The sequence below is a fragment of the Vibrio diazotrophicus genome (genome assembly GCF_038452265.1).
GTDB lineage: Bacteria > Pseudomonadota > Gammaproteobacteria > Enterobacterales > Vibrionaceae > Vibrio > Vibrio diazotrophicus.
Genome location: NZ_CP151842.1, coordinates 2,825,469 through 2,839,819 on the forward strand (window position 1 = coordinate 2,825,469; position 14,351 = coordinate 2,839,819).

At 43.8% G+C, this 14,351-nt stretch carries 12 protein-coding genes; 6 read left to right on the plus strand and 6 right to left on the minus strand.

Annotated elements, in window-relative coordinates:
* Nucleotides 1–91: 91 nt before the first annotated feature.
* Genes AAGA51_RS13010 through AAGA51_RS13035 form a run of 6 tightly spaced genes read left to right on the plus strand, consistent with a single transcriptional unit; the run spans nt 92 to nt 4,815 of the window.
* Complete coding sequence (locus AAGA51_RS13010) at nt 92–895, plus strand: energy transducer TonB (RefSeq protein WP_052404541.1); 804 nt, start codon at nt 92–94, stop codon at nt 893–895.
* Between the two features lie 8 nt (nt 896–903).
* Complete coding sequence (locus AAGA51_RS13015; RefSeq protein ID WP_042480660.1) at nt 904–1,587, plus strand: MotA/TolQ/ExbB proton channel family protein; 684 nt, start codon at nt 904–906, stop codon at nt 1,585–1,587.
* A complete protein-coding gene (locus AAGA51_RS13020) occupies nt 1,587–2,009 on the plus strand; it encodes an ExbD/TolR family protein (RefSeq protein ID WP_042480662.1) in 423 nt (140 codons plus the stop codon). Before AAGA51_RS13015 ends, AAGA51_RS13020 begins: the two co-directional genes overlap by 1 nt.
* Nucleotides 2,006–2,875: a heme/hemin ABC transporter substrate-binding protein gene (locus tag AAGA51_RS13025; protein WP_042480666.1), complete on the plus strand. Its 870-nt coding sequence runs from the start codon at nt 2,006–2,008 to the stop codon at nt 2,873–2,875. The genes AAGA51_RS13020 and AAGA51_RS13025 overlap by 4 nt, the downstream gene beginning before the upstream one ends.
* 60 nt (nt 2,876–2,935) lie before the next feature.
* The gene (locus AAGA51_RS13030; protein WP_042480669.1) at nt 2,936–3,976 is read left to right on the plus strand and encodes a FecCD family ABC transporter permease; all 1,041 of its coding nucleotides are present in this window, start codon (nt 2,936–2,938) and stop codon (nt 3,974–3,976) included.
* The gene (locus tag AAGA51_RS13035) at nt 3,976–4,815 is read left to right on the plus strand and encodes a heme ABC transporter ATP-binding protein (RefSeq protein ID WP_042480673.1); all 840 of its coding nucleotides are present in this window, start codon (nt 3,976–3,978) and stop codon (nt 4,813–4,815) included. The genes AAGA51_RS13030 and AAGA51_RS13035 overlap by 1 nt, the downstream gene beginning before the upstream one ends.
* 61 nt (nt 4,816–4,876) lie before the next feature.
* Here the strand turns inward: AAGA51_RS13035 and AAGA51_RS13040 are convergent, their stop codons facing one another.
* The 6 genes from AAGA51_RS13040 to glmS form a co-directional block, all read right to left on the minus strand.
* Nucleotides 4,877–7,033 carry a TonB-dependent receptor gene (locus AAGA51_RS13040; RefSeq protein ID WP_042480676.1) on the minus strand — a complete coding sequence of 719 codons (2,157 nt, stop codon included), beginning with the start codon at nt 7,031–7,033 and terminating at the stop codon, nt 4,877–4,879.
* Between the two features lie 278 nt (nt 7,034–7,311).
* Complete coding sequence (locus AAGA51_RS13045; protein WP_042480678.1) at nt 7,312–8,262, minus strand: FCD domain-containing protein; 951 nt, start codon at nt 8,260–8,262, stop codon at nt 7,312–7,314.
* Between the two features lie 96 nt (nt 8,263–8,358).
* Nucleotides 8,359–10,359 carry a Fe(3+)-hydroxamate ABC transporter permease FhuB gene (fhuB, locus tag AAGA51_RS13050; RefSeq protein WP_042480681.1) on the minus strand — a complete coding sequence of 667 codons (2,001 nt, stop codon included), beginning with the start codon at nt 10,357–10,359 and terminating at the stop codon, nt 8,359–8,361.
* Nucleotides 10,359–11,252 carry an iron-siderophore ABC transporter substrate-binding protein gene (locus AAGA51_RS13055; protein ID WP_042480684.1) on the minus strand — a complete coding sequence of 298 codons (894 nt, stop codon included), beginning with the start codon at nt 11,250–11,252 and terminating at the stop codon, nt 10,359–10,361. The genes fhuB and AAGA51_RS13055 overlap by 1 nt, the downstream gene beginning before the upstream one ends.
* A 17-nt stretch (nt 11,253–11,269) precedes the next feature.
* Nucleotides 11,270–12,037, minus strand: a complete 768-nt coding sequence (locus AAGA51_RS13060) for an ABC transporter ATP-binding protein (RefSeq protein ID WP_042480689.1) — start codon at nt 12,035–12,037, stop codon at nt 11,270–11,272.
* A 435-nt stretch (nt 12,038–12,472) separates the two neighbouring features.
* Nucleotides 12,473–14,305, minus strand: coding sequence for a glutamine--fructose-6-phosphate transaminase (isomerizing) (gene glmS / locus AAGA51_RS13065; protein WP_042480693.1), 1,833 nt, complete (start codon nt 14,303–14,305; stop codon nt 12,473–12,475).
* Between the last annotated feature and the right edge of the window lie 46 nt (nt 14,306–14,351).

The window sequence follows — 14,351 nt, forward strand, 5'->3', positions numbered from 1 at the left end:
ATTTTAACAATGCAAATGATATTTGATATCATTTGCATTTAAGAATATTATCATTTTTAACATTCTTTGATAGATTCATTAATGGCTGAAAATGACAAAGCTCCGTTATCTCATTGCTGGCTTAATAGCATGCCTAATACACGGTATTGCACTGTCGTACACCCCACAGAAAGACACAATCAATGTATCGACTGAGGAAGGAACACAATCTTTTCAAATTCAGCTGATGACGATTTCTGCCGTTAAGCCCGTGATTGAAACCGAAAATAGCATCACGGAAAAAACAGTAACAGCAACGCCGCCAAAGGAACAAAAAACAGCGGAAGTTGAACAACAAAATACTCAAGCTCCAGCGCCAGTCCGTAAGCCAAATACAAAAGCCGCTTCTCTTCTCCCGGAGAAAAGTCCCCCTATTAAGCAGAAAAAAGATCAAGCTAGAAGCAAACCCCCTACTCCAATCGTAGAACAGAAACCACTAAGCAAGCCCGAAAAGAGTGTATCCAAAGCTGAAGAACTCGTTTCTGTTCAACCTTCGAAGGAAGAACCAGCGACAACCCAAAACGAAAAGCGACAGCACACTCCACCAGCAAAGGTAAACGCACAAGACAGTAAACCTATGTTGGTGAAAAAGCCTCGATTTAACGCAAAACCGACACCTGTGACCTATCCAAGGATCGCAAGGAAAAAAGGCTTAGAAGGCAAGGTTCTGATTGAGGTGTGGCTTGACGAACAAGGTAATCAGATCAAGCAATTACTGCTTGAGTCCAGTGGCCACCGCGTACTTGATGAACGGGCCCTAAGCACGATTAAAGAATGGCGTTTTTCAAATCAGCTAGAGCAAGGGCAAGCCATCGCTCATCGGGTACAAATTCCAATTAATTTCCAATTACAGTAGTCGCTATCATGCAAACATTAACCAATATTCACAGTCAGCTTGGCATTATGACATGGCCACTTATCATCATGTCATTCCTCACTATCGCTATCTTGGTCGAGCGTACGATCTACATGCTACTCAACAGCCGTACGCATACCACAGCGATCCTCAGAAGGATCCATAAACTGGATTTTTCTCGCCCGCAGGAAGTGGATGCGTTTATTAACAATGAACTAAACGGCAAGCAACTGATATTTCAATCCATGCGCATGCTTTTGGGTCATCGTCATTTTACCAAACCACTACGTGAAGAAGCCGTTGGTATCTGGCTATTCAAAAAACGACAGCAGTTTCGTTCAGGGATTCGCTTACTGTCGATGATTGGCGTGATCAGTCCGTTGATTGGACTACTTGGAACCGTATTAGGTTTGATGGAAATGTTTAGCGGCATGACCGACGCTAGCGCCGTCATTTCACCAGCAACCTTAGCGGACGGTTTAGGTCTGGCAATGACAACAACTGCCGCAGGTTTGATCATCGCCCTTCCTGCAATTACCGGTGCTCAACTACTGGGAATGTGGGTGGAGAAGACGCTTGCCAAGATTGAATACACCTTAAATCACAGCAATCTGCATATCGAAGGCATTGTGGTTGATCCCTTTTCTGGCAACCAAGGTGGACATGCTGTTACCACCGAGGAGGTGCTGTAATGATCCAGTCACACTCTCGTTTTCTCGAAGATGAATTTAAGCCTGATCTCACGCCGATGATCGACATCATCTTTATTGTGATGGTGTTTCTTCTGCTTACGGCGAATGTCAGTGTGCAAACACTGAATGTCGACATCCCTAAAACAGAAGAAACCAGTCAGCTTACCTCTCCTGATAAACCTGTTATCTCAATCGGCATCTTGCACAGTGAAGAGCAGAAATGGGCATTAGATGGTGAGAAGTTTAATGATTGGAACGCTTTCGCATCTGCGCTGCTAAAAGCCCGCAACAGTTTCCCAGACAAACCTCTTGTGATTGCCGCAGATAAAAAAGCCGATGTGGAATCCTTGCTCAACCTGTTTGCATTCATGCAAAAACACCAAATTCCTGCCACAAATATCGTTATGGAAGAACAACAATGAAAAAACTCGCTTTGGCATTCAGTCTATTTTTATCGGTTCCTTTTTTATCAATGGAATCGGCTTATGCTCAACAAGAAACACAGGCAAACAATCGCATCATTAGTGCGGGCTCAAGCATTACCGAACTACTGATTGCGTTAGGTGCGAAAGATCAGCTTATTGCAGTGGATGTGACAAGCCGAAAATACAACACTGACGAAGCTTTGCCTCAAGTGGGGTATCACCGCCAGTTATCTGCTGAAGGATTAATGGCTCTTTCACCGACTCATTTAATTGGCTCTCATGAAATGGGACCGGAGAACACCTTAACGCTTTTAAAGAGTGGCGGCATAAAAGTCGAGACAGTGCCTTCGGGAGATACAGAAGAAGACCTATTTGGCCGTATCGATAAAATCGCGCAAATCACAGGAACGCAAGAGAAAGCAAAAGCACTCAAAGTATCCATTGATAAGCAACTAAATGAGCTGAAATCTCGCAAGCTTGAGCATCAACCCAAAGTGCTATTTGCCATGCTGACCAAAGGCAGACCAGCCACCATCGCAGGCGATCAAACCACCATCGACGTGATCATCAATCTGGCTGGTGGTCAGAACCCTGCGAAATCAGAAATGAGTTCATACAAACCACTAACCGCAGAAGCCATCGTACAAATGCAGCCTGATTTCTTGTTGGTCAGCACTCGTGCTTGGGAAGCATTAGGTGGGCATGAAGGCATTCTAAAAGAGTTCCCTCTTCTGGCTGCTACACCTGTTGCAGGCAAAGACCGCATTATTCCTGTCAGCAGTAGTGCCATCATTGGCGGCTTTGGACTTGAAAGTTTAGAACTGACTGACGAGTTATATAAAGTCTTCCAAAAGCTCGACTAAGCATTTTCACACATAACAACCAGAATCTTATCCACCAAAAGAATAGGCAAAAATGTAACGATGACAGATTCAAGAATGGTTTCGGCTAAAACTCTGAGCATAGTGGCGGCGATTGCGCTTTACTGCGCGACTGTTGCTTCCATAAGTATGGGTGCGATGAACATCAGTTTATCTGACAGCTTGAAATCCCTTTTACCACTTGGCAACCATGATCTTCCCGCACATGTCACTATGATTGTTCAACAAGTACGTTTGCCTCGTACTTTATTAGCAATTGCTGTCGGAGGGATTTTAGCAATCAGCGGCGCGGTAATGCAGGGACTATTTCGCAACCCACTCGCTGATCCGGGCATCATAGGCGTATCTTCTGGTGCTGCATTAGGTGCTGCATTAGCAATAGTTGTATTTGGTGATCTTGCTAATCACTATCCAAACTTGCTGTTATTCGGAACGGTACCCATGTTCGCTTGTATCGGCGGTGCTTTTACGACATTTGCCGTATATCGCCTTGGTACCAGCGGTAACGGAACTTCCGTCACTATGATGCTGCTTTCCGGTGTCGCTATTTCAGCACTGGCAGGCGCAGCATTGGGGTTATTGAACTATTATGCCGATGACCAAGCTCTGCGAGACCTGTCGCTTTGGACTATGGGATCATTGGCGGGCGCTAATCAAAAAGGTCTATGGCTCGCTTTTGCTACGCTCATCATTTTGTTTATCGCTTACTATCGTGATGCCGATAAACTCAACGCCATGTTATTAGGTGAAGCGGAAGCGCGTCATATGGGTATTAATGTTCAGGCATTAAAGCGCCGTTTAATTGTGTTAGCAGCCTTTGGTGTCGGAGTCACAGTCGCATTAAGCGGTATGATTGGCTTTATCGGACTTATCGTTCCTCATTTAGCCCGTATGATCATTGGCCCCAACTATCGTTCACTATTGCCAGTAACGCTCTTTCTCGGCGCACTGTTATTACTGATTTCCGATATGTTGGCTCGGACAGTTGTCGCGCCTTTAGATATGCCTGTTGGGATTGTCACCGCGTTGCTTGGTGCACCATTCTTTGTTTGGCTTTTGATTAAGCAAAAGGGGCGAATCTGATGCTGTCTCTCTTATCTTCGAAATTTACCTCCTCAAACGCAGCGCAAGAATCGATTGAATACTCCGGTATTAAAACAGTCGAAATACGCCATTTGTCCGTGACTCTTGGTGATCAAAAAATACTGGATGATATTGACCTTACACTGAATCGTGGTGAGTTTTCGGTTCTGCTTGGCCCTAATGGCACAGGTAAAAGTACCTTGTTAAAAGCACTAACCGGTGAAATCAACACAGAAGGCGAGTTCGAACTCTTTGGTCAAAGCCGAGATTCATGGCCAGCACCTTTGCTAGCAAAACATTTAGGCGTATTGCCGCAAAGCAGTTCTCTGTCGTTTAACTTTATGGCTAAAGAAGTGATTGAGTTGGGCGGTATTGGGCTAACGATGTCTAATCGGCAACTTGAAGATGTGGTGGCAAAATACATGTGTGAAACGGATGTTGAGCACCTACGTTTTCGCTCATACCCTACTCTCTCAGGTGGCGAAAAACAGCGAGTGCATCTCGCTCGTGTACTCACCCAACTGGAGCAAAGTGAACACAACAAAATTCTGCTGCTGGATGAACCCACCTCTGCATTGGATATTCACCACCAGCACACAACTTTAGCTTTAGCTCGTAAACTTGCTAATGAAGGCGCTACGGTTGTCGCTGTACTGCACGATCTTAATTTGGCGGCTCAATACGCTGACAGAATCGTTATTCTAAACCGAGGAAAAATTGCCGCAGACGATATTCCGGCGAAGGCTCTTAAACCGGAAATCATAGAAGCGGTTTACCACCATAAAGTCGATATCATTGCGCATCCTACGCACGGTCATCCTGTTGTCATTGCGAAATAATAAAACGTAAACGATCAAAAACAGCCACAATAACGTGGCTGTTTTGTTTTTACCGTGTCGTTTAGAACTTAACTTGGTAGTTAAGTGTGTACGTTCGCCCACGGCCTTTATAATCGTATGCTGCTGAATCATAGTGTGCAGAGTAAACAATTTGCGCCCGTTGTCCCCAAGCTGTGGTGTAGTCTTTATCAAGTAAGTTTTGAATACCAAAGCCTAAACTACCAACTGGAAACTTATAGCTGCCGACTAGATCAAACAGGGTGTAACCATCCAGCTTATTGTTTGATGCATCTTCATAATCAAACATCGTTTGGCTTTGCAGCTTGACAGCTAGATCAGAGTCGTACCAGCCAACCCAAGCATTCGCCTTAGAAGTGCTTGCATAACCGGCATCATAATCTTCCCAGCCTTTGTCTCCTTTCACTTCAGAAACAACATAATGACCAGAAGCACCGAGTTGAACATTCTCATGTACCCACAAAGACGCCATTGCTTCAAGACCGTAAACACGTTTCTTGTCTTCAAGTGTTTCGATTAGCATGGTTGTTTTGTTGTAAGTAACGTTTTTGTCTGACTGAGAGTAGTAGGCCGCAGTTTGCAGATTGAAATCGCCTTTATCTAAGCGGTAACCCAGCTCAAAACTGTTGGTCTTAATTCCGAACATTTTTGAGTCATTGACGTTGATGCTCTCGTTAAGCTGCCAGTGATCACCCACTAAAGTGTAATCACCCTGACCGTAGTATTTAGCAGGATCAGCCAGATCAAATCCCTGAGAGAAGTTTGCCCAAATCTCAGAATCGGTGTTCAGACTGTATACCGTACCTAAATTGAATAGCGCTACCGTGTAGTCTGTTTCTCCCCCCGGAACGGCATCAGCGGTTAAGCCACTGCCGGACGCAATTTTCTTCTGTTGGTTGTATCCGACGAAGTCATCAATCTTGTTCGAGATGTATTGATAACGAACACCGCCTTCAACAATCCAATCATCCGTCAGTGAATAGTCTGCTTGTACAAAGCCAGCAACAGAGCTAACTTCAACGCCTGGGTAACGGCCTACTTGAGCAGAAGTTCGATTGATCAAATTACCGGAATCATTCGCAATCGTTGAATCATAAAGAGCTTGGTTACTTTCGAGCTTATCTTGATAAGCATCAATACCATAGACGATATTGAACTTATCGAAATTCTTAGCCAAAACAGCCTTAAGAGAAACAACATCTGTAATTTGTTGACCTGAAGATTGGTAGTAAGGAGTGAAAGTTTGATCTTCTTTACGGTAAGACGCTTCCGCGATCAACTGATGGCCAAGAACTTGTTCATCAATATAAGAAGCACTGAGCATAATGCGTTCAGTTCCATGTTCGCGGTCAGAATCAAAACCATTACGAACATCAACAAAATCACGGCCAACAATGTAAAGACCATACGGCGAATCTTGTTGGCTATCGTAATATTGAGCCAGCAAGTTCACTTTCTTGGTTTCCGAAACGTTGATACCTACGGTGGTTAGAAAATCTACGGTCTGGTTAAACTGCAATGACCCTTGTGAGATATCAGGAGTCGCAATCGTACCATTGCTATCAAAGACTCCCTGAGTTTCGGTATAAACGACAGAGGAACGAGCTTGAACGGTTTCATTACCACCTGAAATCGATTGAGCCACCTTGTAATCAAAGTCTTCACTAGAGTTGAGCCCCGATGTGCCCCCCACAAACGATTCAAATTCCAGCTCTTCACTTTGTGCTTTTTTAGTAATGATATTAATCACACCGCCAGAAGCACCTGCACCATAAATAGAGGTTGCTCCTGAGAGCACTTCAATACGATCAATATTAAATGGATCAATCGAGTCTAGTTGGCGACTGATTTGACGTGATGATTGCAACGAAACACCGTCGATAATCACGAGCATTGCACGTCCACGTAAGTTTTGACCAAAGTTGGTACGTGCGCCACTGCTGACATCGAGTGATGGAATCGCCGAAGCTAAAATGTCCCCCAAAGTCTTACCACCTCGGTACTCCTGTTCTATTTTCTCAGCATCGATATACCAAACCGTGCCAGGAATATCGCTGATCGCTTTAGGAGTGCGATTAGAGACCACCACCATTTTCTCTTGTGTTGTGATCTGTTGTGCTTGGGCTGTAAACACTGTAGTGACAGAAGCTATTGCTAACGCAATAGTAGACAGAGGAAACTTCCTTTTACTCGCTTTCATTATTTTCTCTTTGTTTATCAATATAAAGCTGCTCAATTTAACGTTCGAGCACGAAATTGTTTTAACCAACCATAAATGAGAATCATTATTATTGTATTTTTGCGGCGAAAACTCAATTGGTTAATGAGAATTATTTCCTTTTGTGCAATTGGCTATCGAGTAAAGTGAGGTTAATAGAAAAAACTACAGCGGTTGCTCGCCCCTAACAGACGATAATTGGTTTAGTGAAGAGAAAAATAAGACCGATGTAAGCTGCCTTTAATCAGCAGCCTACGCCGTTAAATGTTGTTGTCCGCAATACTACGAACGAGCTTTTCACGCTCTGATTGAGAGAGATTCACGATATGGTTATAGGTGCGTTGCATGACACGAATGTCATTTTCCAATAGCTGAGCCAATTTGTTGGAGGCTTCTAGGTTGTTACCTTCCAGTACTAGATTGATGATCTCTAGACGACGTTGACAAGACTTACTGACCGAAGATTGAAAATGCATCGACACTAGATCCGAGGCTTTACGCATACGATTGTGTTGCTGCATATTGCCAAGTAGAAAACGATTGCCAGAACAAGCCGCGAGTAACTCATGGAAATCTGCGCTTAGACGAAACAACTCACTTGAAGTGACTGACTTTGGATTTTGAATAGCTTTAACATGCCGATCACGACAATTTTCTAATCCATTTAGATCGAGTGTCCAGCTCGGTTCAAGTAAACCCGCAGGTTCAAAAATCAATCGACATCGATAGCTTTCTGAATGTCTTTCAAGTGTGTTTAGAACACCATCGAGGTACCACTTATATCCAGGACTACGACGCAAAATACCATCGTTTTCCAATAAGCGAAGTACGCTCTGTACCTCTCCACGATTAGATTGATAACGTTCTTGAAGTTCTTTTTCAGAGAACGCAGTTTCGATTTCGCCAAAGAAAAGATCAATTAACAATCTCAGATAGAGCTGCTCCTGATTAGACTCTTCTTGATCACCTTCAATTTCAATCGATTGAGCGTCGACTTGTAACACAAAACCCTTATAAGGAACGGCCTTTGTGATACCTAATGTTGACATATGCACAAGAACGGCACGCAGGGGAGTTCTCGATACTGCGAACTGCTGCGCCAACAAAGATTCATTCAAACTGTCGCCGACTTTCGCTTGTTCAACTTTCAGTTTAGCGACCACTTTTATCAATAAGTCTTGCTGAAGCTTAGTAATTGCTGTCTGTTTCATGGGTTAATAGTCGATAAATTCGTTAACCAAATCATAAATATAAACGCCTTCAATTACTATCAATCGTCTTTTTGAAACCAAAAAACAATTATTTTGTTAACGTCGCATGAGATAGAGGAAGTACCCACCACCAATCAAGGATGCAAGTAAACCAGCCGGGAACTGCCAAGGAAACCAAACCACTCGTCCGATCCAATCGGCTAAAACCATAATGATTCCACCAAGCAATGCAGCAGTAAGCATTTGGGGTATCGCTCGGAAATGGTGAAGTGAACGCGCCATATGTGGAGCTAATAAGCCAATAAAACTCAATGGCCCAATCACTATGGTACATAAAGTTGTTAAAGCCGCGACCAAAAGCAACAGCACTAGCCGCACAACCATTGCGTTGATCCCTAAGCTACTAACAGTGACTTCACCCAGACCAATAAGATCAATCCAACGATTAAGTGATAATGCAATGATTCCGATAAAAGCCACACCAATAGCTAATAGAAGAACATCGTTATGAGAAACTAAGTAAGTAGAGCCCGACAACCAAGTCAACAGAGCGGCGGCATTATCATGACCGGAACTCATCGTAATTCTGAGTAGCGCATCTAAGCCCGCGCTCAATGCAATACCAGTCAATAGTGTTTGCGTAGGCGCGAAGTTGTGCTTACGGCCCATCAACCAAACAATAGCGGTCACCGACACTGCACCTAAAGTACCCAGCAACATTTGCTGTTCTCGAGTGGCAGCAACACCAAGCAAAGAGCCTAAAACAAGGGTTAACGCAGCACCAGAACTAATTCCTAACACTTCAGGACTTGCCATTGGGTTCTGAGATATACGTTGAATAATCGTGCCGGCAAAGGCTAATCCAATACCAGCAATCAAAGCCACCAGAACTCGGGGAGCGCGCAGTTCAAACAGTGATTGATTAAACCCAAAACTCCAACCGAACTGGTTCTTACCAATGACAACAGCGAAAAAAGAAACCAAGATCACCGCACACGTCAACGTAAGCAACGTATTTCGCGCCTCAACTAACTTGTAATTCACTATGCTTTCACTGCGAGCCTTAAGATCGGATTGAAGCTTAGTACGTTGCAGTAACCACAATAAAAATGGCGCACCAATCAATGCTGTCATTGCACCAGTAGGCACAAGCTCACCACCCACACCCGACAAAGGCTGACTGACTAAATCGACGGTAAGCAAGATTAAGCTTCCTATCCCGCCGCTAACCATAATCTGCTTGGCAAGTTCTCTGACGCCAAGCATTCTCGCAATAGCAGGTGCAACGATGCCAACAAAACCTATCAACCCTACTTCACTAACCACTGACGCTGTAATAAATATCGCTAACGATAAGCACATCAACTTGATCTGTTTGATATTGATACCCAAGGAAGTAGCAACATCATCACCAAACTGCAGCGCGGACAGCGGACGTTGTAGAATCAAAAGCAACAGCACTGGCAGAAAAACTAAAGGCAACAATACTTGCGTACTCGACCAATCATTTTGGTTGAGTGCCCCTGCACCCCACACAAAAATACTGGTTAACCTCTGTTCATGAAGCATGAGCAACATTGTGTTTAATGAACCCAAGAACAGACTGACCACCATACCGGCTAATACCATATGCAGGGGTGAAAAACCTCTTACAGAACTGAGCGCGAAGACTAAAAGCGTCGATAGACAGCCCCCCACAAAAGCGGGAATAAATGCCGGAATCACAAAGTGGGCAGGAATTAGCAGAAGGCCTAAAACCATACCAAGCTCTGCCCCCGCTGCCACACCTAATGTTGTCGGGGAAACAATGGGATTACGCAGCACAAACTGCATCACACAACCTGCAACAGCGAGTGCAAAGCCACAAATAATCGCAACCGACAACCTTGGTAAATAGGTCAAATAAGTGATTAAGTGCTGATAGTTTTCTGAGTCAAAATGGAAAATCGTATCCAAGATGAGCCCTATTCCTTGTGAATAAGGAGCAGTCACTTGGATAAGAGTTCCAATGATTAAAGCAGCAACGCTTAACAAGGTTGCTGCTTTGATAGTTAATCGACCGTTGGTCGGGTTCGCGGTCTTTAAGGTGGTATTCATTAATGCTGGATAAGTTGCTCAGTAATGTGATCACTAAATCTTTGTGCTGCGATCAGACCACCAAACGTCCAAATCGCAGGAAGTTCGTAAACCGAGTTTGTACGTGTAAACTCCATTGCTTGCCAAAGAGGAGATTGCATGAGCTGATTACGTTGTTCTTCTTTTAAAGGGCCGAAAATCATTACGTTAGACTTTTGATGTTCCGCTAACTTCTCTGTTCCTGCGGTGGTAAATCCCCAAAGATTCGTTTGCTCTTGCCAATCATTTTTCAAGCCCATCGCTTGAATCGTGTCTTGTGCTAACGAACCTTGGCTATGAATACGAAGTGTTTTGTCGTTAATAAAGCGCGCAAACAGAAGCGGTTTATCAGCTTTACCAGCCGAAGCGATCTTTTTGCCGTTGTTTTCTAAACGCTCTATTGTCTCTGCTATGACTTGTTGAGCTTGCTGCTCTTTGCCAAACAGCTTACCCAAAGAGGTCGTAATAGATTTTGCTGACTCTATAGGTTGCTTCTCTTCACTGTAAACACTGTAAACGAGGACGGGCGCAATCTTGTTCAGTTGCTCATAAGCGGCAGCCATGTGTTTACTAATTAAGATAACGTCAGGCTTAATCTCTGTTAGCAACTCTAAGTTCGGTTCGCGGCGTGAACCGACATTTATCGCATCAGAGTTTAAACTGGGCTTCACCACCCATTCCTGATAGCCATCAGTATCTGCAACCCCTTCAAGTTCAACGCCTAAACTTAATACGGTTTCAGTCAATGCCCAATCTAACGCAACAACTTTGTTGGGTGTTGTTGCAAAAGAGGCCGTCCCCATTTCATGTGTAACGTCGAAAGCGTAGCTATTGAATGTTAATGCTGTCGTAAGCATTAATATGAGTTTTTTCACAGCGGGTTCCTTTTTGTTTACGGAATATAACTGATTGGGTTTCCGGTGCTCGGATTATCAAAGATCGCTAATTCCATACCGTATATTTTCATTAATGTGTCAGGAGTCATGAGCTCTTGAGGGGATCCTGAAGCAATAATTTTTCCGGAATGGAATGCTATGAGGTGATCGCTAAACTTCGCCGCCATGTTCACATCATGCAGTACCATGATCACGGTTAATCCCAAGGTTTGATTAAGCTCTCGAATCAAAGCCAACAACTCATGTTGATGAGCGACGTCGAGAGCCGAAGTTGGTTCATCAAGCAAAATACACTGGGTTTGCTGCGCTAGTAACATCGCAACCCAAGCTCTTTGCCTTTCACCTCCAGACAAAGTTGCAACAAAACGATCGACAAACGGAGTTAACCCCACTTTCTCAATCGCCTGATCTACAATTTCATAATCTTCTTTTCCATAACGTCCAAATGCACCTTTCCAAGGATAACGGCCGAAACAAACCAGCTCTCGCACTGTCACTCCATCCGTTAACGGTGGATGCTGAGGAAGATACGCAACCTGATGAGAAAATTCTAAGTTTGAAAATGACGAGACTGGTTGTTGATTAAATAAAACCTGTCCGCTAGTTGGTGGATTTTGTCGACTAAGAAGTTTCACCAACGTTGATTTACCACACCCGTTATGACCAAGAAGCGTTGTCACCTTTCCCGACGAAAAAGTGAGGTTGGTAGGAAAAAGAATTGTCTTACCATCGATTTGGAAAGACGTATCGACAAGTTGGTACATGAGTAAAAGAGTAAGTTAATTGTTGCCTATATTGCGCTCACCTTACCACGCCAGAAAATAAATGAGAATCATTTTCATAATAAGAGTTGTTTTAATAATAACTATAGCCATAATCATCTAGTTATTGATTTATATAACAATTATAAAAAATCTGGTTGGTTAACTTTAAATGGGGAAGATAGGTTTGTGTGCTGATAGCTGAATACTAAAGCTGATATTGATGGTTCTAGGCTACTTATTAATATCTCTTCGATGAGTCCCTCCTTACTTCTTTCCGCCTAATAGAGGAGTAAGTTTGTTTTGTGTTCTCTACAATAAATTCTAAACAGATCAAAAATGGCCGAAGTCAAAATACGCTTGACCTCGGCCACAAACTCTAGAAATCAGCTATCACTAAGTTTCTATCAGATGACTGTTAAACTTGTCATCAAGTCGTTATTCAACCGTCACCGCTTTAGCTAGGTTACGAGGTTGGTCAACGTCAGTACCTTTAATTAGTGCTACGTGGTAAGAAAGTAGCTGCATTGGCACTGTGTAGAAAATTGGTGCTGTGATTTCGCTGACGTGCGGCATTGGAATGATTTTCAAAGTATCGTCCGCTTCAAAGCCTGCTTTTTCATCTGCAAATACATACAGCAGACCACCACGAGCGCGTACTTCTTCAACGTTTGATTTTAGCTTTTCAAGCAAATCGTTGTTTGGCGCGATAACTACAACTGGCATATCTGCGTCAATCAAAGCCAATGGACCATGTTTTAATTCACCCGCCGCATAAGCTTCAGCATGAATGTAAGAGATCTCTTTTAGCTTCAGCGCCGCTTCCATAGCGATTGGGTAGTACTCACCGCGACCTAGGAACAGTGTGTGGTGCTTATCAGCAAAATCTTCCGCTAGAGCTTCAATCTGCTTATCAAATGCTAATGCACTTTCGATTTGAACTGGAAGAGCATGAATCGCTTCAACAATTTCTGCTTCTTTAGCTGCATCAACGCGGCCTTGTTCTTTACCAATCGCGGTAACAAGCATCAACATTGCTGCAAGTTGAGTAGTAAAAGCTTTGGTTGAAGCCACACCAATTTCAGTTCCTGCGCGAGTCATGAATGCAATGTCAGATTCACGAACTAGAGAAGAGCCAGATACGTTACAGATTGTCATCGCTGCCATGTAGCCTTTCTCTTTAGCAATACGTAGCGCAGCTAGTGTGTCTGCCGTTTCACCTGATTGAGAAAGCGTAATTAGCAAGCTGTTTGGACGAGTCACAAAGTTACGGTAACGGAACTCAGAAGCGATCTCTACGTCACAACTAACGCCAGCGATATCTTCAAACCAGTAACGTGCCGCCATACCAGAGTTGTACGAAGTACCACACGCGATGATTTGAACGTGTTCAACCTTCTTAAGAATCTCAACCGCATTCACACCAATGCTTTCTGTGATCACGGAGTTATGTGTGATTCGGCCTTCCATCGTGCTTTTCAGCGCCATTGGTTGCTCGAAGATCTCTTTTTGCATGAAGTGACGGTATTGACCTTTATCACCCGCATCGTGTTCGATGTTTGATTCAATCACTTCACGCTCAACCAGCTTGCCCACTTGATCGTAAATAGTGACGTCACGACGAGTAATTTCAGCCACATCACCTTCTTCAAGGAACATGAAGCGACGGGTTACACTTAGAAGCGCAAGTTGGTCAGAAGCTAGGAAGTTTTCACCAATACCCAAACCAATAACAATCGGGCTACCAGAACGAGCAACAACGATACGGCTAGGATCTTTACGATCAAGCGCAACAGTACCGTATGCACCTTCTAATTGAGATGCTGTTTTTTGTAGTGCTTCTAAAAGTGTTTCTGAAGTACGAAGTTCCCATTCAACAAGGTGAGCAATTACTTCTGTGTCGGTTTGAGAAACGAATACGTAACCACGTTCTTGAAGCAGAGTACGAAGCTCTTCGTGGTTTTCGATAATACCGTTGTGAACAACAGCAATATCACCAGACACATGTGGGTGAGCATTCACTTCAGAAGGAACACCGTGAGTTGCCCAGCGAGTATGCGCGATACCTGTACCACCAACCACTTGTTCAGAGTTCACAGCATCAGCCAACTCCTGAACCTTGCCTAGGCGGCGAATGCGCGTCAGGTTGCTCTGAGCATCAACAACTGCAACACCTGCTGAGTCGTAGCCGCGATACTCTAGACGACGTAAACCTTCTACCAGAATTTCAGCTACATCACGCTGCGCAACAGCGCCAACAATTCCACACATGTTATTACTCCAATTTCTTTTTTATCTAGTGCACTCTACGGCTGCA